Annotated in this window: 24 protein-coding genes; 15 read left to right on the top strand and 9 right to left on the bottom strand. The window is 60.9% G+C overall.

Annotation, left to right across the window (positions count from 1 at the left end; translation table 11 throughout):
• Positions 1 to 2 precede the first annotated feature (2 nt).
• The 5 genes from V8689_RS29500 to V8689_RS29480 all read left to right on the top strand — a co-directional run bounded on the left by V8689_RS29500 (position 3) and on the right by V8689_RS29480 (position 6826).
• Positions 3 to 1787, top strand: coding sequence for a GMC family oxidoreductase (locus tag V8689_RS29500; protein ID WP_032894333.1), 1785 nt, complete (start codon positions 3 to 5; stop codon positions 1785 to 1787).
• A gap of 12 nt (positions 1788 to 1799) precedes the next feature.
• The gene (locus V8689_RS29495) at positions 1800 to 3098 is read left to right on the top strand and encodes a cytochrome c (RefSeq protein ID WP_056790668.1); all 1299 of its coding nucleotides are present in this window, start codon (positions 1800 to 1802) and stop codon (positions 3096 to 3098) included.
• 82 nt (positions 3099 to 3180) lie between these two features.
• Entirely contained in the window at positions 3181 to 4239 is a 1059-nt protein-coding gene (locus V8689_RS29490; RefSeq protein ID WP_056790665.1) for a PA0069 family radical SAM protein, read from the top strand.
• A gap of 228 nt (positions 4240 to 4467) precedes the next feature.
• A complete protein-coding gene (locus V8689_RS29485; RefSeq protein ID WP_003187331.1) occupies positions 4468 to 5199 on the top strand; it encodes a carbonic anhydrase in 732 nt (243 codons plus the stop codon).
• A gap of 85 nt (positions 5200 to 5284) precedes the next feature.
• Positions 5285 to 6826: a SulP family inorganic anion transporter gene (locus V8689_RS29480; RefSeq protein WP_014716321.1), complete on the top strand. Its 1542-nt coding sequence runs from the start codon at positions 5285 to 5287 to the stop codon at positions 6824 to 6826.
• Positions 6827 to 6992: 166 nt separating this feature from the next.
• Here the strand turns inward: V8689_RS29480 and V8689_RS29475 are convergent, their stop codons facing one another.
• Entirely contained in the window at positions 6993 to 7640 is a 648-nt protein-coding gene (locus V8689_RS29475) for a hypothetical protein (RefSeq protein ID WP_056790662.1), read from the bottom strand.
• A 369-nt stretch (positions 7641 to 8009) separates the two neighbouring features.
• On the opposite strand from V8689_RS29475, the gene coxB reads away from it, so the two are divergent.
• From coxB to V8689_RS29455, 4 genes are all read left to right on the top strand, one after another.
• Positions 8010 to 9137 carry a cytochrome c oxidase subunit II gene (coxB, locus tag V8689_RS29470; RefSeq protein ID WP_056790661.1) on the top strand — a complete coding sequence of 376 codons (1128 nt, stop codon included), beginning with the start codon at positions 8010 to 8012 and terminating at the stop codon, positions 9135 to 9137.
• A gap of 58 nt (positions 9138 to 9195) precedes the next feature.
• The gene (ctaD, locus tag V8689_RS29465; RefSeq protein WP_056790658.1) at positions 9196 to 10779 is read left to right on the top strand and encodes a cytochrome c oxidase subunit I; all 1584 of its coding nucleotides are present in this window, start codon (positions 9196 to 9198) and stop codon (positions 10777 to 10779) included.
• Between the two features lie 135 nt (positions 10780 to 10914).
• Positions 10915 to 11466: a cytochrome c oxidase assembly protein gene (locus tag V8689_RS29460; RefSeq protein ID WP_003187340.1), complete on the top strand. Its 552-nt coding sequence runs from the start codon at positions 10915 to 10917 to the stop codon at positions 11464 to 11466.
• Between the two features lie 35 nt (positions 11467 to 11501).
• On the top strand, positions 11502 to 12389 hold the full coding sequence (locus V8689_RS29455) for a cytochrome c oxidase subunit 3 (RefSeq protein WP_003187344.1): 888 nt from the start codon (positions 11502 to 11504) through the stop codon (positions 12387 to 12389).
• A gap of 6 nt (positions 12390 to 12395) precedes the next feature.
• Here V8689_RS29455 and V8689_RS29450 read toward each other — a convergent pair whose 3' ends face one another.
• Positions 12396 to 12599, bottom strand: coding sequence for a twin transmembrane helix small protein (locus V8689_RS29450; protein WP_003187345.1), 204 nt, complete (start codon positions 12597 to 12599; stop codon positions 12396 to 12398).
• Between the two features lie 32 nt (positions 12600 to 12631).
• On the opposite strand from V8689_RS29450, the gene V8689_RS29445 reads away from it, so the two are divergent.
• The 5 genes from V8689_RS29445 to V8689_RS29425 are packed head-to-tail and all read left to right on the top strand — an operon-like array spanning position 12632 to position 16555.
• On the top strand, positions 12632 to 13396 hold the full coding sequence (locus V8689_RS29445; RefSeq protein WP_056790654.1) for an SURF1 family protein: 765 nt from the start codon (positions 12632 to 12634) through the stop codon (positions 13394 to 13396).
• Entirely contained in the window at positions 13362 to 13946 is a 585-nt protein-coding gene (locus V8689_RS29440) for a hypothetical protein (RefSeq protein WP_056790651.1), read from the top strand. The genes V8689_RS29445 and V8689_RS29440 overlap by 35 nt, the downstream gene beginning before the upstream one ends.
• 10 nt (positions 13947 to 13956) lie before the next feature.
• Positions 13957 to 15036: a COX15/CtaA family protein gene (locus tag V8689_RS29435; RefSeq protein ID WP_056790649.1), complete on the top strand. Its 1080-nt coding sequence runs from the start codon at positions 13957 to 13959 to the stop codon at positions 15034 to 15036.
• Complete coding sequence (gene cyoE / locus V8689_RS29430) at positions 15024 to 15923, top strand: heme o synthase (RefSeq protein ID WP_044270274.1); 900 nt, start codon at positions 15024 to 15026, stop codon at positions 15921 to 15923. The genes V8689_RS29435 and cyoE overlap by 13 nt, the downstream gene beginning before the upstream one ends.
• Positions 15920 to 16555, top strand: coding sequence for an SCO family protein (locus V8689_RS29425; protein ID WP_056790646.1), 636 nt, complete (start codon positions 15920 to 15922; stop codon positions 16553 to 16555). The genes cyoE and V8689_RS29425 overlap by 4 nt, the downstream gene beginning before the upstream one ends.
• Before the next feature lie 129 nt (positions 16556 to 16684).
• Here the strand turns inward: V8689_RS29425 and V8689_RS29420 are convergent, their stop codons facing one another.
• The 3 genes from V8689_RS29420 to V8689_RS29410 are packed head-to-tail and all read right to left on the bottom strand — an operon-like array spanning position 16685 to position 19188.
• Positions 16685 to 17455 carry a MetQ/NlpA family ABC transporter substrate-binding protein gene (locus tag V8689_RS29420; protein WP_056790642.1) on the bottom strand — a complete coding sequence of 257 codons (771 nt, stop codon included), beginning with the start codon at positions 17453 to 17455 and terminating at the stop codon, positions 16685 to 16687.
• Positions 17456 to 17506: 51 nt separating this feature from the next.
• Positions 17507 to 18181 carry a methionine ABC transporter permease gene (locus V8689_RS29415; protein ID WP_003187354.1) on the bottom strand — a complete coding sequence of 225 codons (675 nt, stop codon included), beginning with the start codon at positions 18179 to 18181 and terminating at the stop codon, positions 17507 to 17509.
• Positions 18181 to 19188 carry a methionine ABC transporter ATP-binding protein gene (locus V8689_RS29410; RefSeq protein WP_034129230.1) on the bottom strand — a complete coding sequence of 336 codons (1008 nt, stop codon included), beginning with the start codon at positions 19186 to 19188 and terminating at the stop codon, positions 18181 to 18183. The genes V8689_RS29415 and V8689_RS29410 overlap by 1 nt, the downstream gene beginning before the upstream one ends.
• Positions 19189 to 19453: 265 nt before the next feature.
• Here V8689_RS29410 and katE point away from each other — a divergent pair, with 265 nt between their 5' ends.
• Positions 19454 to 21595 carry a catalase HPII gene (gene katE / locus V8689_RS29405; RefSeq protein WP_056790639.1) on the top strand — a complete coding sequence of 714 codons (2142 nt, stop codon included), beginning with the start codon at positions 19454 to 19456 and terminating at the stop codon, positions 21593 to 21595.
• A gap of 86 nt (positions 21596 to 21681) precedes the next feature.
• On the opposite strand, the gene V8689_RS29400 is transcribed toward katE, so the two are convergent.
• Genes V8689_RS29400 through zur form a run of 4 tightly spaced genes read right to left on the bottom strand, consistent with a single transcriptional unit; the run spans position 21682 to position 24472 of the window.
• Entirely contained in the window at positions 21682 to 22401 is a 720-nt protein-coding gene (locus V8689_RS29400) for a PA5502 family lipoprotein (RefSeq protein WP_014716334.1), read from the bottom strand.
• Between the two features lie 37 nt (positions 22402 to 22438).
• Positions 22439 to 23227, bottom strand: a complete 789-nt coding sequence (gene znuB / locus V8689_RS29395; protein ID WP_003187359.1) for a zinc ABC transporter permease subunit ZnuB — start codon at positions 23225 to 23227, stop codon at positions 22439 to 22441.
• Positions 23220 to 23990, bottom strand: coding sequence for a zinc ABC transporter ATP-binding protein ZnuC (znuC, locus tag V8689_RS29390; RefSeq protein ID WP_003187361.1), 771 nt, complete (start codon positions 23988 to 23990; stop codon positions 23220 to 23222). Before znuC ends, znuB begins: the two co-directional genes overlap by 8 nt.
• The gene (gene zur, locus V8689_RS29385) at positions 23990 to 24472 is read right to left on the bottom strand and encodes a zinc uptake transcriptional repressor Zur (RefSeq protein WP_056790636.1); all 483 of its coding nucleotides are present in this window, start codon (positions 24470 to 24472) and stop codon (positions 23990 to 23992) included. Before zur ends, znuC begins: the two co-directional genes overlap by 1 nt.
• Positions 24473 to 24491: the final 19 nt, after the last annotated feature.

Here is a 24491-nt window from a genome sequence, read left to right as displayed (position 1 = left end):
ACGTGGCGACCATCATGAAGAAAGTGGATGCAGTGATTGTGGGCTTCGGCTGGACGGGCGCGATCATGGCCAAAGAGCTGACAGAAGCAGGCCTCAACGTGGTAGCGCTGGAGCGCGGCCCGATGCAGGACACATACCCAGACGGCAACTATCCCCAGGTCATCGACGAATTGACCTACAGCGTGCGTAAGAAGCTGTTCCAGGACATCTCCAAAGAAACGGTGACCATTCGCCACAGCGTGAATGACGTCGCCCTGCCCAATCGTCAGTTGGGCGCTTTCTTGCCGGGTAATGGCGTCGGTGGTGCGGGGCTGCACTGGTCGGGCGTGCATTTTCGCGTCGACCCGATTGAGCTGCGCATGCGCAGCCATTACGAGGAGCGCTACGGCAAGAACTTCATTCCCAAGGACATGACCATCCAGGACTTCGGCGTCAGCTATGAAGAGCTGGAGCCGTTTTTCGACTATGCGGAAAAAGTCTTTGGCACCTCCGGCCAAGCCTGGACGGTCAAGGGCCAACTGGTCGGCGAAGGCCGTGGCGGCAACCCCTACGCGCCGGATCGTTCCAACCCGTTCCCGCTGGAAGCGCAGAAAAATACCGTCTCCGCCCAGCTGTTTCAGAAAGCGGCGACCGACGTAGGTTACAAACCTTACAACCTGCCGTCGGCCAACACGTCGGGGCCGTACACCAACCCCTACGGTGCGCAGATGGGCCCGTGCAACTTCTGCGGCTTTTGCAGCGGCTACGTGTGCTACATGTACTCCAAGGCCTCGCCGAACGTGAACATCCTGCCGGCCTTGCGCCAGGTGCCGAACTTCGAGCTGCGGCCCAATTCCCACGTGCTCAAGGTCAACCTCGACAGCACCAAGAAGAAAGCCACCGGCGTGACTTACATCGACGCCCAGGGCCGCGAATGTGAACAACCGGCGGACCTGGTGATTCTTGGCGCCTTCCAGTTCCATAACGTGCGCCTGATGCTGCTGTCCGGCATCGGCAAACCCTACGACCCGATTACCAACGAGGGTGTGGTAGGCCGCAACTTCGCCTACCAGAACATGGGCACCATCAAGGCGTTCTTCGACAAGGACACCCACACCAACAACTTTATTGGCGCGGGCGGCAATGGCGTGGCCATCGACGACTTCAACGCCGACAACTTCGACCATGGCCCCCACGGTTTCGTGGGCGGTTCGCCGATGTGGGTCAACCAGGCGGGCAGCCGGCCGATTGCCGGTACGTCCAACCCGCCGGGCACGCCGGCCTGGGGCAGCGCCTGGAAGCGCGCCACCGCCGATTACTACACCCATCAGGTCTCCATGGACTCCCACGGCGCCCATCAGTCCTACCGCAGCAACTACCTGGATCTGGACCCGGTTTACCGCGATGCCTACGGCCTGCCGCTGCTGCGCATGACCTTCGACTGGCAAGAAAACGACATCAAGATGAACCGCTTCATGATGGAAAAAATGGGCAAAGTGGCCCAGGCCATGAACCCCAAGGCCATCGCCGTGCTGGGTAAAAAGGTCGGTGAGCATTTCAATACCGCCTCGTACCAGACCACCCACCTCAACGGTGGCGCGATCATGGGCACCGACCCGAAAACCAGTGCGTTGAACCGCTACTTGCAGAGCTGGGATGTGCACAACGTATTTGTCCCCGGTGCTTCCGCTTTCCCACAAGGGCTGGGCTACAACCCTACCGGCCTGGTGGCAGCGTTGACCTATTGGTCGGCGCGAGCGATTCGCGAGCAGTACCTCAAAAACCCCGGCCCACTGGTTCAGGCATAAGGAGCGATGACCATGAAAGCACTCGTTATCGCCTCTCTGGCGCTGTTCAGCAGCTGCTCGATCAGCGCCGCCGAAACCGACTTGATCAAGCAGGGCGAGTACCTGGCGCGTGCCGGCGACTGTGTTGCCTGCCATACCGCCAAGGGTGGCAAGCCCTTCGCTGGTGGACTGCCGATGGAAACCCCGATTGGCGTGATCTATTCCACCAACATCACCCCGGACAAGACCGGCCTGGGCGACTACAGCTTCGAGGATTTCGACAAGGCCGTGCGCCATGGCGTCGCCAAGAACGGTAGTACGCTTTACCCGGCGATGCCCTACCCGTCCTACGCACGCGTCAGCGACAGCGATATGCAAGCGTTGTATGCGTACTTCATGAAGGGGGTCGAACCGGTCGCCCAAGAAAACAAGGACAGCGATATTCCCTGGCCCCTGAGCATGCGTTGGCCGCTGGCGGCCTGGCGCTGGATGTTTGCCCCGGCGGTCGAGGCGCATCAGCCGCAAGCTGCTGCCGACCCGGTGATTGATCGCGGTGCCTACCTGGTGGAAGGTCTCGGACATTGCGGCGCCTGCCATACGCCGCGCGCCCTGACCATGCAGGAAAAAGCCTTGAGTGCCACGGACGGCAGCGCCTTCCTGTCTGGCAGTGCGCCGTTGGAAGGCTGGATTGCCAAAAGCCTGCGCGGCGACCACAAGGACGGCCTCGGCAGCTGGAGCGAGGAGCAACTGGTGCAGTTCCTCAAGACCGGTCGCAGCGACCGCAGCGCGGTGTTCGGCGGCATGAGTGATGTGGTGGTGCACAGCATGCAGTACATGTCCCAAGAGGACCTGACGGCTATCGCCCGCTACCTCAAGAGCCTGCCGGCGGTCGATCCCAAGGACCAGCCGCACCAGTACGACAAGCAGGTAGCGCAAGCGTTGTGGAAGGGCGATGACAGCAAGCCGGGTGCGTCGGTGTATATCGACAACTGCGCGGCCTGCCACCGTACCGACGGCCATGGCTATACCCGCGTGTTCCCGGCGCTGGCGGGCAACCCGGTGTTGCAGACGGCGGATGCCACGTCGTTGATCAACATTGTGTTGAACGGCGGCACCTTGCCGGCCACCCATGCGGCGCCGTCAACCTTCACCATGCCGGCGTTCGCCTGGCGTCTGTCGGACCAGGAAGTGGCGGATGTAGTCAGTTTTATCCGTGACAGCTGGGGCAACCAGGGCGCGCCGGTCAAGGCGAGCGATATGGCGGACCTGCGCAAAAACGATCTGCACACCACCTCGGGGGATGACTTGGGGCAGGTGACGCAAAAGCACTGATAAGTTCGCTGGCCGCCCAACGGCACTGGTCAGACACCTCGCGCCTCGATACTGTATATAAAAACAGTATCGAGGCGTTTTCATGTCTACTGCGCTGCCGCCCCGTGGCCGGGGTACGGCCACCAACCTGCACAATCGGTTTGCACCCACCGTCAGCGTGGCCGAGGACGACGGTTGGTACCAGGAAGTGCCGCCGACCCAAGGCACCGAAGTGCGTATCGAAACGGCCAAGACCATCATCACTCGCAACAACTCGCCGGACTTGCCGTTTGATCGGTCCATCAACCCGTATCGCGGTTGTGAGCATGGTTGCATTTACTGCTATGCGCGGCCCAGCCATGCCTATTGGGACATGTCGCCCGGGCTGGACTTTGAAACCAGATTAATTGCCAAGAGCAACGCGGCTGATGTGCTGGAACAGCAGCTGTCGAAGCCGGGCTACGTGTGCGCGCCGATCAACCTGGGCTCCAATACCGATCCGTACCAGCCTATCGAGCGCGAATACCGGATCACCCGGCAAACCCTTGAAGTCTTGCTGCGCTACCGGCACCCGGTGACCATCATCACCAAGGGCTCGCTGATCCTGCGCGACCTCGACCTGCTGACCGAGTTGGCCCGCCAGCGCCTGGTGGCGGTGATGATCAGCCTCACCAGCCTGGACGATGAACTCAAGCGCATCCTGGAACCGCGCACGGCAGCGCCCAAGGCGCGGCTGCGGGCGATTCGGGTAATGCGCGACGCGGGTATCCCGGTGGGCGTGCTGTGCTCGCCGATGATCCCGATGATCAACGACAGCGAGTTGGAGAGCCTGCTTACCGAAGCTCACGCGGCCGGCGCACAAAGCGCGGCGTATATGATGCTGCGCCTGCCGTTGGAGGTGGCGCCGTTGTTCGAGGAGTGGCTGGCGGCCCATTACCCGCAGCGTGCGGCCCATGTGATGAGTCTGGTGCGCCAGGTACGCGGGGGGCAGGTGTATGACAGCCGGTTTGGCGTTCGCATGCGCGGTGAGGGGCCGTTTGCCGATTTGCTGGCGCAGCGTTTCACCAAGGCAATCAAACGCCTTGGGCTGAATCGGCGGGAAGGGTTCAACCTCGATTGCACAGCGTTTTGCCCACCGGGCAGGCAGATGGCTTTGTTGTAGACTGATGGAGAGACGTGCACCTTTGCTGTAGGAATAGTCGCGTTTTGACATCACTGAAACCCGCGTTCTAGAGCGGTTCATTCAGTTTGAGTTAAGTTTCGGCGGTTACCTTGTTCAGCGAGTGACTGATGAGTCGGCGGCTTGGCCGGTGTGTGTTTTACAACTATTTCACCGCCATGGCGTCGAACTGACCTGAACCCTCCCCTGCATTGATCAAGAGGATGAATCATGAGTGACAAGGATAAACAGCCGTTGGCTGCGTCGGCTTCAGCCCCTCAGGTGGCGGAATCCGCCGATGCAGCGCTGCAGCATATCGTTGACGGCTTTTTGCATTTCCATCACGACGTCTTCCCCCAGCAGGAAGAACTCTTCAAGAAACTCGCTACTGCCCAGAGCCCACGGGCAATGTTCATTACCTGCGCCGACTCGCGCATCGTGCCCGAGCTGATCACCCAGAGCTCCCCCGGCGACCTGTTCGTGACCCGTAACGTCGGTAACGTGGTGCCGCCTTACGGCCAGATGAACGGCGGTGTTTCCACCGCTATCGAGTACGCGGTGCTCGCCCTTGGCGTACAGCACATCATCGTGTGCGGGCATTCGGACTGCGGCGCCATGCGTGCCGTGCTCAACCCCGACAGCCTGGAAAAGATGCCAACGGTCAAGGCCTGGCTGCGTCACGCCGAGGTCGCCAAGACCATGGTCCATGACAACTGCGACTGCGCCAACGAAGGCGAGAGCATGGCGGTGCTGACCGAAGAAAACGTCATTGCCCAACTGCAACACTTGCGCACCCACCCTTCCGTGGCTTCGCGCATGGCCAATGGTCATTTGTTTATCCATGGTTGGATCTACAACATCGAGACCAGCGAAATACGGGCCTACGATGCGGACAAAGCGGCGTTCCGACCGCTGAACGGCACCGAGCCGATCCCTTCAGCGACGCCTAAAGCGCGCTTCTAAAACACTTCCCTGCCGGGTAATGCGGTGGCTGCCATGGATGCAGCCAGGCTTTACCGCGCCCGGCGAATGCCTCGGGAGAGTCATCATGCGTGCTGCTCAATTGAAAGCTGTATTGCCACGGGAGCTGCTCGCCTCGGTGGTTGTTTTTCTGGTCGCCTTGCCACTGTGCATGGGCATCGCGATTGCCTCCGGCATGCCGCCAGCCAAGGGCCTGATCACCGGCATCATCGGTGGCCTGGTGGTGGGCTGGCTGGCCGGCTCGCCGCTGCAAGTCAGCGGCCCGGCGGCGGGTCTGGCGGTGTTGGTGTTCGAGCTGGTGCGCCAGCACGGCATGCTGATGCTGGGGCCGATCCTGTTGCTGGCCGGCTTCCTGCAACTGGTGGCCGGGCGTTTGCGCCTGGGCTGCTGGTTTCGCGTTACCGCCCCGGCGGTGGTCTACGGCATGTTGGCCGGGATTGGCGTGTTGATCGTGTTGTCGCAGATCCATGTGATGCTCGACGGCGCGCCCAAGCCGTCAGGGCTGGATAACCTGGCAGGCTTCCCGGCAGCGCTGGCTGAAGCAATTCCTACCTTCGGCGGCGGGCTCGGCTGGCAGGCTGGCGTACTTGGTTTGTCGACGATGTTGGTGATGTACCTGTGGGACAAATTCCGCCCGCAACAACTGCGGTTTGTGCCTGGCGCGTTGCTTGGCGTGGGCCTGGCGACTGTTGCCAGCCTGGTGCTGGCGTTGCAGGTCAAGCGCGTGGAAGTCCCGGAAAACCTTGCCGACGCTATCGACTGGCTGCGCCCCAGCGACTTGCTGAACCTGGCGGATCCACAGTTGCTGATCGCGGCATTCGCCGTGGCGTTTATTGCCAGTGCCGAAACCCTGCTGTCTGCCGCCGCGGTGGACCGCATGCACAGTGGTCAACGTTCCGATTTCGATAAGGAATTGTCGGCCCAAGGGGTGGGCAACATGCTCTGCGGCCTGGTGGGTGCATTGCCAATGACCGGCGTGATCGTACGCAGCTCGGCTAACGTCCAGGCCGGTGCTACCACGCGTCTGTCGGCGATGTTCCATGGCCTGTGGCTGCTGGGCTTCGTGCTGTTGCTGTCGAGCGTGCTGCAAAGCATTCCGGTCGCGAGCCTGGCGGGTGTGCTGGTGTACACCGGCATCAAGCTGGTGGACGTCAAGGCGTTCAAGGCGCTGGGCCGCTATGGGCGGATGCCGATGTTCACCTACGCGGCCACCGCGCTGGCAATTATCTTTACCGATTTGCTGACCGGCGTGCTGGTGGGCTTCGGGCTCACATTGCTCAAGTTGGCCTTCAAGGCTTCGCGCCTGAAAGTCAGCCTGATCGACCTGCCCCAAGAGGGTGAGATGGAGCTGCGTTTGACGGGGGCGGCGACCTTTCTGAAGGTGCCGGCGTTGACTCAGGTGCTGTCGGCGGTGCCTGCGGGGACCACCTTGCATGTGCCGCTGAGTAACTTGAGTTACATCGACCACTCTTGCCTGGAGTTGCTGGAAGAATGGGGTCGAGCCAATGCGGCCAAGGGTTCGACGTTGGTGATCGAGGCACGTGGGTTGAAGCGTCGGTTGGAAGGTCGGGTGAGAACGACGGTGGGGATCGGCTCAGCCCCTGCCTGACCCCCAAAATACTGTGGGTGTCATTGTTCCTTGTAGGAGCGAGCTTGCTCGCGAAAAACGCTAACGATAACGCGAGCTTGCTGAATAAACGCGGCGTCTGTGAGTTTTTCGCGAGCAAGCTCGCTCCTACAAAAAGCTTGTCCAGCTCCCCTGTTGGAGCTGTGATTTATGCCGGCTGATCCAGCGACAGCTCAACCCCAAGCTGGCGCGACAGGCACGGCCAGCGCTTCCAGGACGCTTCGGTCTGCGGGCTCTTGAGCTGTTCGCGATAGGCCTCGACCGACTCCAGCGCAAAGCTTTCCTCGTTAAGCATCTCATCCACCGCCAGGTGCACGGCTTCATCCAATTGGTTGGCGAAGTCTTCGCCGATCAGTTGATGGGCGATCACGTTGGCCACGGTGGTATCCGCTGGAATCAACGGCTGGCCGAAATGCTTGATGTACAGGTCGTTCACTTCTTCGACCAGGCGATGCGCCAGGTAGGCCTCATCCAGCAGGCCATCAAGGCCGTCGTGGCCGGCCAGAATCGCTGGCGGCTGCAGGAAGAAATGTTCAGCGATTTTCAGTACTGGTTTGATCTGGCTTTCAATCCCGGCCTCACGGGCCACGTCATTGGCAGCGTCGAGCAAATCAGGAACCAGGTCGATGTAAGCGGTTACAAAGCGGGTCATGACTAAGTTGCGATCACCTTCAGCCAGGGCGATGGACGAATGCAGGTGCGGCATTTGTTTTTTAAGCTGGCTGACAAGTTGGCCGGTGGTGGCTTCGTGTTGATGGGCACGGGAAATCTGCTCGCGCAATGCGGCGGTGTTCATGAGGGCTCCAGTGAAGCAGGCGTAGGAAAAGGGAGAAGATAAGGTAGTTCGTTTATACGAGCGCCTAAGACGCATTTGTCATAATTATTTCATGGTTATAGGCAGGGGTTATATCGAAATGCCATCGTTCGTCGGATAAACGATTCCGCCGCCCATTTTACGGGCTCCGTCTGTCTGTTTCTATTCATTTGCCCCCACACATTGCGGGGTTGCTACGGCTGTCTATACTCGATTTTGTACGCAATTAGCTGATGACGCCCAACTGCATGACGCAGGCAAGGCTTGGCGGTTGTAAGCAGTATGGAAGCCGCTCCCTTCGCCGCAGGTGCAAACCGGCGGGATAACAAGAAACATAAAGGGGAACCCGCAATGACGCGACATCCACACGTTTGGATGGGCCTCCTGTTGTGGTCGGTATTCGACCAGGCGCACGCCGCCTGGACTACGAATATGGCGCCAGGGGCTACTGAAGTCAGCCACGCTGTGTTTGACCTGCACATGACCATTTTCTGGATCTGTGTGGTGATCGGCATCGTCGTGTTTGGCGCGATGTTCTGGTCGATGATCCTGCACCGCCGATCCACGGGCCAGGTAGCGGCCAAGTTCCACGAAAGCACCACCGTGGAAATCCTCTGGACCGTGGTGCCCTTGCTGATTCTGGTGGCCATGGCCATTCCGGCCACCAAGACCCTGATCAACATCTACGACAGCAGTGAATCGGATATCGATATCCAGGTCACCGGCTATCAGTGGAAGTGGCATTACAAATACCTGGGACAGGATGTGGAGTTCTTCAGCAACCTGGCCACGCCCGCCGAGCAGATCCATAACCAGGCCACCAAGGGCGAACACTACCTGTTGGAAGTCGACCAGCCGCTGGTGTTGCCGGTGGGCGCCAAGGTGCGCTTTCTGGTGACCGCCGCCGATGTGATCCACTCCTGGTGGGTGCCGGCCTTTGCGGTCAAGCGCGACGCCATCCCCGGCTTCGTCAACGAGGCCTGGACTCGCGTCGAGAAGCCCGGCATCTACCGTGGCCAGTGCGCCGAACTGTGTGGCAAGGACCATGGCTTCATGCCCATCGTGGTGGAGGTCAAGTCCAAGGCCGACTACGACACCTGGCTGGGCGAGCGCAAGGAGGAAGCGGCCAAGCTCAAGGAACTGACCTCCAAGGAGTGGACATTGGACGAGCTGGTGGCCCGTGGCGACAAGGTCTACCACACCACCTGCGTCGCCTGTCACCAGGCTGAGGGCCAAGGTTTGCCACCGATGTTCCCGGCGCTCAAGGGCTCGAAAATCGCCACGGGGCCGGCCAAAGACCATCTGAGCATCGTGTATCACGGCAAGCCCGGCACCGCGATGGCAGCCTTCGGCAAGCAGCTCTCTGAAGTGGATATCGCCGCTGTGGTGACCTATGAGCGTAACGCCTGGGGCAATAACAAAGGCGACATGGTCACGCCCAAAGACGTGCTGGCTTTGAAACAGGCGGAAAGCAAATGACGACTTTCATTGCCAATGCCCTGAATCGCCCCGCTCACTCGCTTGCAGGAGAACGGCCATGAGCACTGTGATCGACCATGGTCATGCCGACCATGCCCACGGCCCCGCCAAAGGCTTTATGCGTTGGGTGCTGACCACCAACCACAAAGACATCGGCACCATGTACCTGTGGTTTGCCTTCACCATGTTCCTGCTCGGTGGCTCGTTCGCCATGGTGATCCGCGCCGAGTTGTTCCAGCCGGGCCTGCAGATTGTGCAGCCGGCGTTCTTCAACCAGATGACCACCATGCACGGCCTGATCATGGTGTTCGGCGCGGTGATGCCGGCGTTCGTCGGCCTGGCCAACTGGATGATCCCACTGATGATCGGCGCGCCGGACATGGCCCTGCCGCGTATGAACAACTTCAGTTTCTGGCTGCTGCCGGCCGCGTTTTTGCTGCTGGTGTCTACCTTGTTCACACCCGGCGGTGGGCCGAATTTCGGTTGGACCTTCTATGCCCCGCTCTCCACCACCTATGCGCCGGAAAGCGTGACGTTCTTTATCTTTGCCATTCACCTGATGGGCATCAGTTCGATCATGGGTGCGATCAACGTGGTCGCCACCATCCTCAACCTGCGCGCGCCGGGCATGACCCTGATGAAAATGCCGCTGTTCGTGTGGACCTGGCTGATCACCGCGTTCCTGCTGATCGCGGTGATGCCGGTACTGGCGGGTTGCGTGACCATGATGTTGATGGACATCCACTTTGGCACCAGCTTCTTCAGTGCGGCCGGTGGTGGCGATCCGGTGCTGTTCCAGCATGTGTTCTGGTTCTTCGGGCATCCCGAGGTGTACATCATGATCCTGCCGGCCTTTGGCGCCGTCAGCTCGATCATCCCGACCTTCTCACGCAAGCCGCTGTTCGGTTACACCTCGATGGTCTACGCCACCGCGAGCATCGCGTTCCTGTCGTTCATCGTGTGGGCGCACCACATGTTCGTGGTGGGCATTCCACTGGTGGGTGAGCTGTTCTTCATGTACGCCACCCTGCTGATCGCCGTGCCCACCGGGGTGAAGGTGTTCAACTGGGTCAGCACCATGTGGCAGGGCTCACTGACGTTCGAGACGCCGATGTTGTTTGCGGTGGCCTTTGTGATCCTGTTCACCATTGGTGGTTTCTCCGGGCTGATGCTGGCGATTGCCCCGGCGGACTTCCAGTACCACGACACCTACTTTGTGGTGGCGCATTTCCATTACGTGCTGGTGCCCGGCGCGATCTTCGGGATCTTCGCCTCGGCCTACTACTGGCTGCCGAAATGGACCGGCCACATGTACGACGAAACCTTGGGCAAGCTGCACTTCTGGTTGTCTTTCGTGGGTATGAACATGGCGTTCTTCCCCATGCACTTTGTGGGGCTGGCCGGTATGCCGCGCCGGGTGCCGGACTACAACCTGCAGTTCGCTGACTTCAACATGGTTTCGTCCATCGGTGCCTTCATGTTCGGTGCCACGCAGATCTTCTTCCTGTTCATTGTCATCAAGTGCATTCGTGGCGGCCCGCCTGCGCCGGCCAAGCCCTGGGATGGCGCCGAGGGCCTGGAATGGAGCGTGCCCTCGCCCGCGCCGTATCACACCTTCACCACGCCGCCGGAGGTCAAATGAAGCCCTCTCTATACTCCCCCTGTGGGAGCGGGCTTGCCCGCGATGGCGGTATATCAGGCGCTGAATCTACTGGCTTTGAGGTCCTCATCGCAGGCAAGCCAGCTCCCACAGAAAGTCCCAAGCCGGGTGGGCGCCATGGCTGACTCCGTGCCGCTCAAGCGCCTGGTCACCCGCCTGCTGATTTTGGTGCTGGCGATGTTCGCCTTCGGCTTCGCTCTGGTGCCGATCTATGACGTGATGTGCAAGGCATTCGGCATCAACGGCAAGACCGCCGGGCAGTACGAGGGTGAGCAAATGGTCGACCCCTCGCGCCAGGTGCGGGTGCAATTCCTGTCTACCAACGCTATCGATATGGTCTGGGAATTTCATTCCAAGGCCGATGAGATTGTGGTCAACCCCGGTGCAGTCAACGAGATGCTGTTCGTGGCCTACAACCCCACCGATAAGCCGATGACCGCCCAGGCGATACCCAGTATTTCCCCGGCCGAAGCGGCGATGTACTTCCACAAGACCGAATGCTTTTGCTTCACCCAGCAAGTGTTGCAGCCCGGTGAGCGCATTGAGATGCCCGTACGTTTCATCGTCGACCGCGCGATGCCCAAGGATGTGAAGCATTTGACCCTGGCGTACACGCTGTTCGATATCACTGCGCGCCAGCCGCCCGTGGCCGTCAGGACCGGGGGCTAGCTACTGTTTGCCCCCTCAATCAGGAGAGCGAATACATGTCGACTCATGATACGTACTACGTACCAGCGCAAAGCAAATGGCCAATAATTGCCACGATTGGACTGCTGGTCACCGTGTATGGCCTGGCCGTGTGGTTCAACGACTTGAAGGCCGCACGCCCCGAATCCCACGGGCCGTGGATCTTTTTTGTGGGCGGTCTGTTGCTGGCCTACATGCTGTTTGGCTGGTTTGGCGCGGTGATCAAGGAAAGTCGCGCCGGGCTGTACAGCGCGCAGATGGACCGTTCGTTCCGCTGGGGCATGACCTGGTTCATCTTTTCGGAGGTAATGTTCTTCATCGCCTTTTTCGGTGCGCTGTTCTACGTGCGCGTCTGGGCCGGGCCTTGGTTGGCGGGCGAAGGGCCCAAAGGTATTGCCCACATGCTGTGGCCGAACTTTGAGTTTGCCTGGCCCCTGCTGAACAACCCCGACCCCAAGCTCTACCCAGCGCCCAAAGGCACCATCAGCCCCTGGGGCCTGCCATTGGTCAACACCATCCTGCTGGTGAGTTCCAGCGTGACCATCACCATTGCCCACCATGCCCTGCGCAAAGGCCATCGTGGTGCGCTGAAACTCTGGCTGGCGATCACCGTGCTGCTGGGCCTGGCGTTTCTTGGGTTCCAGGCCGAGGAATACATCCACGCCTACAAAGAGTTGGGCCTCACCCTGGGTTCAGGCGTGTACGGCGCGACGTTCTTCATGCTCACGGGCTTTCACGGCGCCCACGTGACCATCGGCACCATTATTTTGTTTGTGATGCTGATGCGCATCCTGCGCGGGCATTTCAATGCCGAGCACCAGTTCGGTTTCGAGGCGGCCAGTTGGTATTGGCACTTTGTGGACGTGGTGTGGATCGGGCTGTTTTTCTTTGTCTATGTGCTGTGACGCCGCTTACCACGGCGCATGAGAGACCAGTTGGCCGCTGAAAAAGCCCCAGGCGATCAAGCCCACGGTGATCACGGCCAGCGTGACACGCACGGTCAATGCAGTGACGAGACGGTTGGAGTTGCCCTCGTCCTTGACCAGGAAGAACAAGCCACTGAACAGGCTCACGACGGTCGCGATCAGCATCAGGGCAATGGCGGCTTTGAGCATGGTCTGGCTCCGGGCTTATTGAAGGAGGGGCGATGAGATCGAGTATAGCCAGTGCCCTGCAACGCTTTCGTCCGGGTATCGCGCCGACGCTGGTGGTGCTGGTGTTGCTGCCCTTGATGGTGGGCCTGGGGTTCTGGCAACTGGCCCGGGGGCACGAAAAGCAACTGCTGGTAGACCGTTATGCCGAGCGCCGCGCAGCCGAGCCGGTCAGCAGTGCGCAGCTCAATGACATGGCTGATCCGGCCTTCCGCCGCGTTCATCTTCGCGGGCAACTGGATGGCGAACACAGCGTATTGCTGGATAACCGCATGCGTGACGGCAAGGCTGGTGTCGAGCTGCTGCAACCCTTTCATGATCAGGCCAGCGGCCTGTGGCTGTTGCTCAATCGCGGCTGGCTGCCTTGGCCGGACCGGCGCACTGCGCCCAATTTCTCTACCCCTGAGCATGCATTGAACCTCGACGCCTGGGTATACGTGGCCCCCGGCGAGACCTTCCAACTGCATGCCGACCCAGCCAGCACGCAATGGCCGCGCCTGCTCACCGCGCTGCACCCCGCCGCACTGTGGGACGAACTGGGGCGCAGCGGTTTTGCCTATGAGCTGCGTGCCGAAGCGGGCCCCGGCACCTACGAAACCCACTGGCCCGTCGTCGCCATGGGCCCGGAAAAACACCTGGCCTACGCCGTGCAATGGTTCGCCATGGCCGTGGCGTTGCTGGCGCTTTACCTCTACCTCGGATGGCATAACAAAAAGGAGAAGCCCCATGGGAGCGGCCATGAATCCACCCAGCACATCTGACACGCCTGATCGGCGCAAGGGGCGCTGGCAGCTGATTTTGATCCTGATGATGGTGATCGGCCCGATGGTGCTGGCCACCTTCATGTACAAATTGCAGTTCTGGGTGCCGGACAGCCGCAGCTATCACGGCGAACTGATCGGCAACGGCCAGACCCGTGACGACATTGGCGTACAGGCCGATGAACAGCGCTGGCAACTGCTGGTCACCGCCCCCACCGCCTGCGCTGCCGATTGCCAGCAACTGGTGTACCTGGCGCGCCAGCTGCAGATCAGCCTTGGCCGTGATGCATCCCGTGCCAGCCATGCCCTGGCCGGCGCGCAACCTTTGAGCCGCGAATACGAGACCAAGCTCAAGGCCGAATATCCACAGCTGCAACGCTACCCGCTGGATGTGTCGACCTTTGCCAGGAACGCTGCCGCACCTGGTGAGGCGCAACTGTGGATCGTCGACCCCCACGGCAATCTGGTGCTGCGCTATGACGCCAAGGTCAAGGGCAAGGACTTGCTTAACGACCTGCGCCTGCTGCTGAAACTGTCGAACATCGGATAAGGGCACCGTCATGGCCAAGCCTGGATTTCGCCTCGCGCTGTTTGCCACGTTACTGGCGTTGTTTGTCGTGCTGCTCGGCGCCTATACCCGCCTGACCCACGCCGGCCTCGGCTGCCCGGACTGGCCGGGCTGCTATGGCTTTATCAGCGTGCCGCAGAGCGAAGCCCAACTGGCCCATGCCGAGTTGCACTTTCCCGACACGCCGGTGGAGGCCGACAAAGGCTGGGCCGAGATGACCCATCGCTACTTCGCGGGCAGCCTGGGCCTGATGATCGCGCTGCTGGCGGCGCGTTCGTGGCGTCATCGGCGTGATCCGGGCCAGCCAGTGAAGCTGCCGCTGTTCCTGCTGGCGGTGGTATTCGCCCAGGCGGCGTTTGGCATGTGGACCGTGACCTTGAAGCTCTGGCCGCAAGTGGTCACAGGGCACCTGTTGGGCGGCTTTGCGACCTTGAGCCTGCTGTTTCTGCTGACGCTGCGGCTGTCTGGTGTACTGCCGGCGTTGGTCGTGCCCAAGCGCCTGCAATATTGGGCAACGGCGGGCCTGGTGCTGGTGATCGGGCAGATTGCCCTGGGCGGCTGGGTCAGTTCCAACTACGCAGCGGTGGCCTGTGTCGATTTGCCTACCTGCCATGGTCAGTGGTGGCCGACGGCGGACTTTGCCAATGGCTTTCACCTGACCCAGCACATCGGCCCCAATTACCTGGGCGGGCAGCTCGACAGCGAGGCGCGCACTGCTATCCACCTGACGCATCGCATCGGCGCCGTGCTGGTCACGCTGGTGCTGCTCGGTTTGGCCTGGCAACTGCGGGCAGTGGGGATGACGCGCCTGGCCGGTCTGCTGTTGATCGCCCTGGCCGCGCAAATCTGCCTGGGGCTGAGCAATGTGGCGTTCGGCCTGCCGTTGCCGGTGGCAGTCGCGCACAACGCTGGCGGGGCAACGTTGTTGTTGACGCTGGTGCTGGTCAATTACCACGCGCGCACCAGCCTGGTTCGGGTGCGTCACCCGCGTCTGTTCGGCTGGCGTTTTATCCTGCGCAAACAGGGGGCGGGCCTGATGACTCTTAAAGGAGAACTGCCATGGCGACCGTGATCGGCGCACGTCGCGACCGGGCGATCTGGCGTGACTATCTGGAGCTGACCAAGCCCAAAGTGGTGGTGCTGATGCTGATCACCTCGCTGGTGGGCATGTTCCTCGCCACCCGCGCCGGGGTGCCCTGGACCGTGCTGGTGTTTGGCAACCTCGGCATTGCCCTGTGTGCCGGCGGCGCGGCGGCGGTGAACCATGTGGTTGATCGACGGATTGATGCCGTGATGGCGCGCACTCACAAGCGGCCGATGGCTGAGGGCCGTGTCTCGCCGATGGCGGCGCTAGCGTTTGCGTTGTTCCTGGCGATTGCAGGATTGGCTCTGCTTTTGGCGTTCACCAACCCGCTGGCGGCCTGGCTGACCTTGGCTTCGCTGTTGGGTTATGCGGTGATCTACACCGGTTTTCTCAAGCGAGCGACGCCGCAGAATATCGTCATCGGCGGTCTGGCCGGTGCGGCGCCGCCGCTGCTGGGCTGGGTGGCTGTCACCGGGCATGTGAGTGCCGAACCCTTGCTGCTGGTGCTGATCATCTTCGCCTGGACCCCGCCACACTTCTGGGCCCTGGCCATTCACCGCAAAGAGGAGTACGCCAAGGCCGACATCCCGATGCTGCCGGTCACCCATGGCGAGCACTACACCAAGGTGCATATCCTGCTGTACACCTTTGCCCTGCTGGCGGTGAGCCTGATGCCCTACGTTATCCACATGAGCGGGCTGCTCTACCTGGGCTGTGCGCTGGTATTGGGTGCGCGCTTTCTGCAATGGGCCTGGGTGTTGTACCGTGGCAGCCAGCCGCACGCGGCGATCAACACGTTCAAGTACTCTATCTGGTACTTGCTGCTGCTGTTTATCGCCCTGCTCGTAGACCACTACTTATTGTTGAACCTATGACTCGAACTCAAAAAACCGTCTTCATCCTCGTGGCCCTGGTGGCGTTGATCATGGGCCTGACCGTCAACAAAGTGCTCTCGGGCAAAGGCCAGGGCGACCCAACCGCGCTGATCGACGCGGGCATCATTCTGCTGCCGCAAAGCCGCCAGTTGCCAGCGGTGACCATGACCGACCAGGAAGGCCAGCCGGTGGTGGTCAACGAGTTGAAGGGCAAGTGGAGCCTGCTGTTTTTTGGTTACACCTTCTGCCCGGATATCTGCCCGACCACCCTCGCCCAGCTTCGCCAGATCAAGAGCGAGCTGCCTAAAGAGGCTGTGGATAAGTTGCAGGTGATTCTGGTCAGCGTCGATCCGCACCGCGATACCCCGGCGCAGCTCAAGCAGTACCTGGGCTACTTCGACCCACAGTTCCAAGGCCTGACTGGCGCGAATGTGGAGGATGTGCAGAAGGTCTCGAATGCGGTGAGCATTCCCTTCATTCCGGCAGATACCAGCAAGCCGAACTACACCGTCGACCACAGCGGTAACCTGGCACTGATCGGCCCGGATGGTACTCAGCGTGGGTTTATTCGTGCGCCGTTGAACAACCAGAAGCTGGTGGCGCAGTTGCCGGGGCTGCTGCAGCGAAAGTGAACACCTAATGATCGTTCCCACGCTCTGCGTGGGAATGCAGTTAGGGACGCTCTGCGTCCCCAAGCGTGACGCAGAGCGTCACAAGAGGCGTTCCCACGCGGAGCGTGGGAACGATCAGATCGGGCGGGGTTAGAACGCTGGCTTGATCGCGCCTTTGTACTTCTCTTCGATGAATTTCTTCACTTCAGGCGTGTGTAGGGCTGCAACCAGCTTCTTCACCGCGTCTGAATCCTTGTTGTCTTCGCGGCTTACCAGGATGTTCACGTAAGGCGAATCGCTGCCTTCGATCACCAGGGCATCCTTGGACGGGTCCAGCTTGGCTTCCAGGGCGTAGTTGGTGTTGATCAGCGCCAGGTCGACCTGGGTCAGCACGCGCGGCAGGGTGGCGGCTTCCAGTTCGCGGAACTTGAGTTTTTTATCGTTGCCGGTGATGTCCTTGATGGTCGACAGGATGTTGGTCGGGTCCTTCAGGGTGATCAGGCCGTTCTTGGCCAGCAGCAACAGCGCACGGCCGCCGTTGGTGGCGTCGTTCGGGATCACCACGTTGGCGCCGTCAGGCAGGTCGGCCAATTTTTTGTACTTGCTGGAGTAAGCGCCCAGAGGCTCCAGGTGCACAGCGCCGACGCTCACCAGGTGAGTGCCTTTGGCCTTGTTGAATTCATCCAGGTACGGTTGGTGCTGGAAGAAGTTGGCGTCCAGGCGTTTCTCAGCCACCTGTACGTTCGGCTGCACGTAGTCGGTGAAGACTTTGACCTTCAGGTCCACGCCTTCTTTGGCCAGGGCAGGCTTCACGAATTCGAGGATTTCGGCGTGAGGCACCGGCGAAGCAGCGACCGTAATGGTCTCGGCGTGGGCGGAAAACGCAGCCACGGCGGCGAAAGCAACCAGTAGTTTTTTCATCCAGCAAGCTCCTTGTTCGGGCATCTGCCGGCTGTGTGCCGGCAATGGCCGTTATTTACGAGAAAAGTGCACCACCAGCCGGTCGCCGACGGTTTGCAGAATTTGCACCAGAATCAACAGCATCACCACGGTGACCACCATCACATCGGTCTGGAAGCGCTGGTAGCCAAAACGGATTGCCAGGTCGCCCAGGCCGCCAGCACCGACCACACCAGCCATCGCGGTGTAGGAAACCAGTGTAATCGCCGTCACCGTAATCGCCGCGAAGATGCCAGGGCGGGCTTCGGGCAACAGGGCGTTGGTGATGATCTGGCGGGTGGTAGCGCCCATGGCTTGGGTGGCTTCGATGATGCCACGGTCCACTTCGCGCAGGGCGGTTTCCACCAGGCGCGCAAAGAATGGCGTGGCACCGACGACCAGCGGAGGGATCGCGCCGGCAACACCCAGCGACGTGCCGGTGATCAGTACCGTGAACGGAATCATCACGATCAGCAGGATGATGAACGGCAGCGAGCGCAGGATGTTCACGATCAGCGACAGCAGCGCGTACAGGCCTTTTTGTTCGAACAGTTGGCGCGGGCTGGTCAGAAACAACAGCACGCCCAGGGGCAGGCCGAGCAGCACAGTGAAGAACAGCGAGCCGAACAGCATGGTCATGGTGTCGCCGGTGGCGAGCCAGATTTCAGACCAGTCGATATTGGCGAAGAAACTCAGGAAAACGTCCATCAGCGCAGGACCTCCATGTGAACGTCGGCGGCGGTGAAGCGCGCAAACGCAGCTTCCATGTCACCGCCGGTGACGGCGAGGGTCAGTTGCCCGTAAGGGATGTCTTTGATGCGGTCGATACGACCGGCAAGGATGCTGTAGTCCACCCCGGTTTCCCGGGCGACGGTACCCAGCAATGGCGCGTAGGTCGCGTCCCCTTGGAACGTCAGGCGCACGATACGGCCTGGCACATGGGCAAAGTCGTCGCGCTGCTCGCCTTCGTCCACCTGTTCGGCCTCTTGTACGAAGCGCTTGGTGGTCGGGTGTTTGGGGTGCAGGAACACATCGGCCACCGAGCCTTGCTCGACGATCACCCCGGCGTCCATCACCGCGACCTGGTCGCATACGCGGCGAATCACGTCCATTTCATGGGTGATCAGCACGATGGTCAGGTTCAGCTCGCGGTTGATCTCGGCCAGCAATTGCAGGACCGACGCCGTGGTTTGCGGGTCGAGGGCGCTGGTGGCTTCGTCGCACAGCAGGATCTTTGGTTTGGTCGCCAGGGCTCGGGCGATGCCGACGCGCTGTTTCTGGCCACCGGACAACTGCGCTGGGTACTTTTTGGCATGGTCCGACAGGCCTACGCGGGCGAGCAGCTCAGCCACACGCTGGTCGATTTCCTTGCGCGAGAGTTCGCCGGCGAGCGTCAGCGGCAGCGCGACGTTGTCGGCCACGGTCTTGGACGCCAGCAAGTTGAAGTGCTGGAAGATCATCCCGACCTGCTGCCGGAAGCGGCGCAGGCCGTTGGCGTCCAGCGCAGTGACTTCCTCGCCATCCACCTTGATCTGGCCGCCACTGGGCTCTTCCAGGCGGTTGATCAGGCGCAGCAGGGTGCTTTTACCGGCACCCGAGTGGCCAATCAGGCCAAACACCTGGCCGTTCTCGACGCGCAGGCTGGTGGGGTGCAGGGCGGGGATATCCTTACCGGCGACGCGGTAGGTTTTATGGACGTTTTGAAACTCGATCACGTAGCGAACCTTGTGGGGCGCATTGAAAAGGGATCAGCGGTTAGCCGGGCGCGCATTTTAGCCTGTCCGTATAGCGTTTCTTAGCATTTATTTCGTATTCATCCAGTCATTTGGCAATAACGCGATCAAAGGTCATAAAAAAGGAACGGTGCAAAACCACGTCAGTCACTACTTAAGCAACTCGATTTCCCAGGTGCCGTGCCTGGGGTTTTGCTCAAACGAGCCGGGGACCGCTCTGGCCACTTTGAATAAGGAGTTTTGACTGATGAGTACCAAGAAGCCAGCCACCCCGCCCAAGAGTGAACTTGCGGGTACCGACACCCTGGACCGTGGCAACACCAACGCCAAACTGCAGGCGTTGGAAGAATTCCGTTCCGATGCGACCGGCCAGGCCCTGCGCACCAACCAGGGCGTGAAGATTTCCGACAACCAGAACAGCCTCAAAGTCGGCGCGCGCGGCCCGTCGCTGCTGGAAGATTTCATCATGCGTGAAAAGATCACGCACTTCGACCATGAGCGCATCCCGGAGCGCATCGTGCATGCCCGTGGTACGGGCGCCCATGGCTATTTCCAGAGTTACGGCGATCATTCGGCGTTGACCAAGGCAGGTTTCCTGCGCACGCCTGAGCATAAAACCCCAGTGTTCGCGCGTTTTTCCACGGTGCAGGGCCCGCGTGGTTCCGGCGACACCGTGCGTGACGTGCGCGGTTTTGCCGTGAAGTTCTTCACCGACGAAGGCAACTTCGACCTGGTGGGCAACAACATGCCGGTGTTCTTCATCCAGGATGCGATCAAATTTCCAGACTTCGTCCACGCGGTGAAACCCGAGCCTCATAACGAGATTCCTACCGGCGGTTCGGCCCACGATACGTTCTGGGACTTTGTTTCGCTGCAACCGGAATCCGCGCACATGGTGATCTGGGCCATGTCCGACCGTGCCATTCCAAAAAGCCTGCGCGCCATGCAGGGCTTTGGGGTGCACACCTTCCGGTTGATCAATACCGAAGGTAAGTCCAGCTTCGTGAAATTCCACTGGCGTCCGAAAGTCGGCACCTGCTCCCTGGTATGGGATGAGGCGCAAAAGCTGGCCGGTAAAGACACCGACTACCACCGCCGTGACCTGTGGGAAGCGATTGAAAGCGGCGATTACCCCGAGTGGGAGCTGGGCGTGCAGATCGTGGCCGAAGAAGACGAGCACAAGTTTGATTTCGACTTGCTCGACCCGACCAAGATCATTCCAGAAGAACTGGTACCGATCACGCCGCTGGGCAAAATGGTGCTCAACCGTAACCCCGACAACTTCTTCGCTGAAGTCGAGCAGGTTGCGTTCTGCCCGGGCCACATCGTGCCGGGCATCGATTTCACCAACGACCCATTGCTGCAGGGCCGTCTGTTTTCCTACACCGATACCCAGATCAGCCGACTGGGCGGGCCGAACTTTCATGAGATTCCAATCAACCGGCCTGTCGTGCCGTTCCATAACGGCCAGCGCGACGCTCAGCATCGTACGGTGATCGATAAGGGCCGTGCGTCCTACGAACCAAACTCCATTGATGGTGGCTGGCCGAAGGAAACCCCTGCTGGTCCTACCGATGGAGGCTTTGAGTCCTACTACGAGCGCGTCGATGCCAACAAAGTGCGTGAGCGCAGCGAATCCTTCGGTGACCATTTCTCCCAGGCGACGCTGTTCTACAACAGCATGAGCCACCACGAGAAAGAGCACATCATCGCGGCCTACAGCTTTGAGCTGGGCAAGGTGGAGCGCGAGTTCATCCGTGCGCGCCAGGTCAACGAGATCCTGGCCAATATCGACCTGGAGCTGGCCAAGCGCGTGGCGCAGAACCTGGGCTTGCCGGCGCCGACCAAGGGCACCGTGCCAGCCCGTGAAACGTCGTTGAAAGAATCGCCAGCCTTGAGCCAGGTGAACTTGCTGTCGGGCGATATCAAAACGCGCAAAGTGGCGATTCTGGCAGCCAACGGCGTTGATGGTGCGGCCATTGACGCGCTAAAAGCCGCGCTGGAAGCTGAAGGCGCCCATGCCAAGTTGCTGGGGCCTACTTCGGCGCCTGTGACCACCGCGCAGGGCAAAGCGCTGCCGGTCGACGCCTCGATGGAAGGCATGCCGTCCATTGCCTTCGACGCAGTGTTTATCCCGGGTGGCAAAGAGTCCGTGAAGGCGCTGAGCGGTGATGGCGTGGCGTTGCATTACGTACTGGAAGCCTACAAACACCTGAAGGCGATTGCGGTAGCCAGCGATGTGAAGCCGTTGCTGGACCTGCTGAAACTGGAGGCGGATGCGGGGTTGATCGTGGGCGCGGATGCCAAGGCGTTCAAAGCGTTTTTTGCGGCGATTGCCCAGCATCGGGTATGGGAGCGTGAGCCGAAATCCAAGGCGATTCCGGCTTAACTTATCGGTTGTTTGTTAGGTCGTCATCGCAGGCAAGCCAGCTCCCACACTGTTCAAATGTGGGAGCTGGCTTGCCTGCGATGCTTTTAGTCCGCCTTGCGCGGAATCAGCACAACCTGTGCCGGAATGTGTTTCAGAATCTGCCGGTGAATTTTCAGGTCATACCCCGAATCAATCCGCTTTACCCGTTTGGTCAGCAACGTGGCCAGCCACGGGTAATCCTGGGTGCGTGGCACCTGGATGCTGACGTCGCACTGGTAATTCACCACATCGGTGGCGATGGCGTCCAACTGATGGCGCATGTCTTCAACATCCGCAAGGTTCAGCGCCACGGTGGTGCTCGGCGCTGCCGGGTCGATGACCTTGGCGGCAGGCTTGGCCTCAGCGGCTTTCAATGCGGCTTCTGCCTGGTCCAATTCGGCTTTGCGCGCATGGCTGATGGCGCTGTTGACGCCACCGGTCAGCGCAGGGGCCTTGGGCATCAGGGCGCGGGCACGGCTCAGGGCCGTGGCGGCCGCGTTGACGTCGCCTTTTTGCAGCACGATCTGGCTGCGTTGCAGGTAGGCTTCGGCCAATTGACGCTGGTAGGCCTCAAGTGCCGGGTCATTGGGCGATTGGGCCTGCAGTGCGGCCAACTGGTCTTCGGCGGTGGCCAATTCGCTGCTGGCCAGGTTTTGTTCCAGCTGCGCGATGGCCGCAGCCCGCGGATCCGGAGCCTGGGGGGCAGCGGGCGGCGTACTTTGGCAGGCGCCCAGCAGCAGTGAAAATGCGGCAAGGAGCAGATAACGGGAGGTGAACGGCTTCATTCCTGCGACTCTCTATTTGCGCAAAAAGCGAGCAAGTCTACACCCCTCGACGGGGCAGGACAAAACTCAGCAGAAACAGGGCGGCCGCCGTAACCACAATCGACGGCCCGGCCGGTGTGTCCTTGAACCAGGACAGCGCCAGGCCACCACACACTGCAAGCATTCCCAGGAGGCTGGCGCCAATCGCCATCTGCTCCGGAGAGCGAGCGTGGCGCTGGGCGGCGGCGGCTGGAATGATCAGCAGCGACGTGATCAACAATACGCCGACAATCTTCATCGCGACAGCAATCACCACGGCGATGAGCAACATCAGGGCCATACGCAGGCCTGCGACGGGCAAGCCCTCTACCTTGGCCAGTTCTTCATGCACGGTGATCGCCAGCAACGGGCGCCACAGGGTCACCAGCAACACCAGCACGGCAGCGCTGCCGCCGAGGATCCAGGCCAGGTCCGTCGGGCTGATCGCCAGCAGGTCGCCGAACAGGTAGGCCATCAGGTCGATGCGCACTTCATGCATGAAGCTCAGCACCACCAGGCCCAGGGACAAGGTGCTGGGCGCGAGGATGCCCAGCAGTGTGTCGGAGGCGAGTGGCTGGCGTTGCTGCAGGGTCACCAGCAACACCGCCAGCAGCAGGCAGCCGACGGTCACGGCGATGGCCGGGCTTACGTCCAGCAGAAAGCCCATGGCCACGCCCAGCAAGGCGGCATGGGACAAGGTGTCACCGAAATAGGCCATGCGCCGCCAGACCACAAACGAGCCCAATGGGCCCGCTACCAGTGCCAAAGCCAAGCCTGCCAGCAGGGCGTAGAGCAGAAAATCAGCCATGCTTGCAGCTATCTCCATGAACGTGGGGGGTATCGACGACGGCGCCATGCAGGTCATGGGCGTGGTCGTGGTGGTGATGATAGATAGCCAGGCTCTGGGCGTTCTTGCCGAACAACTCCACGAACGCCGGGTCGCCACTGACTTGCTCCGGGTGGCCGGAGCAGCACACGTGGCGGTTGAGGCAGACCACTTGGTCGGTGGTGCTCATGACCAGGTGCAAGTCGTGGGAGACCATCAGCACGCCGCAACCATGGCGGTCGCGCAGGCGGGTGATCAGGCTGTACAGCTCGGCCTGGCCGGCGACATCGACGCCTTGCACGGGCTCATCGAGTACCAGCAGCTCGGGCTCGCGCAGCAAGGCGCGGGCCAGCAGCACGCGCTGCATTTCGCCGCCGGAGATGCTTTGCACCGGGTTGTCGATGACGTGTTCGGCGCCCACTTCCTTAAGCGCAGCCTGGGCGCGGGCGCGGTCTACGCCGGGCACCAGGCGCAGGAAGCGCAATACGGAGAGCGGCAGCGTCGGGTCCACATGCAGCTTTTGCGGCATATAGCCCACGCGCAGCTTGGGCTTGCGCCAAACCGTGCCGCTGTGGGGCTTGAGCAGCCCGAGTACGGCGCGCACCAGGGTGGTCTTGCCGGCGCCGTTGGGGCCGATCAAGGTGACGATTTGCCCCGGTTCCACGCTCAGTGCGATGTTTTCCAGCACGTTTTGCCCGGCGAACGTGACCCCGACCTGCTCCAGGCGGATTAACGCATTGCTCATCAAACCCCCTGGCAGCCTGCGCACAGGCCGACCACTTCGACCGTTTGCCCTTCGACCTTGAAGCCGACGTCGGCAGCGCTTTTGATAATGGCGTCGCTGATGCTTTTTTGTTCAAGCTCGATGGCGGCGTGGCACTCGCGGCAGATCAGGAACTGGCCCTGATGCGCATGCTCCGGGTGGTTGCAACCGACAAAGGCGTTAAGCGAGGCGATACGGTGCACCAGGCCATTTTCCAGCAGGAAATCCAGCGCACGGTAAACGGTAGGCGGCGCGGCGCGGCGGCCGTCCTGCTCGCTGAGGACGCCAAGAATGTCGTACGCGCCCAAAGGCTTATGGCTCTGCCACACCAGCTCCAGCACCCGGCGACGCAAGGCGGTGAGGCGCAAGCCTTTCTTCGCGCACAGGGTGTCGGCCTCTGACAATGCGGTGTGCACGCAGTGAGAGTGGTCGTGGGGACGGCTGGCAAGCGGTGTTTTAGGCATGAGCGGCGACAGATATTTG

Source organism: Pseudomonas sp. AK181 (assembly GCF_051122975.1).
GTDB lineage: Bacteria > Pseudomonadota > Gammaproteobacteria > Pseudomonadales > Pseudomonadaceae > Aquipseudomonas > Aquipseudomonas lactis.
Note: the sequence above shows the minus strand (reverse complement) of the source record. Positions and strands in the feature narration are given on the sequence as shown.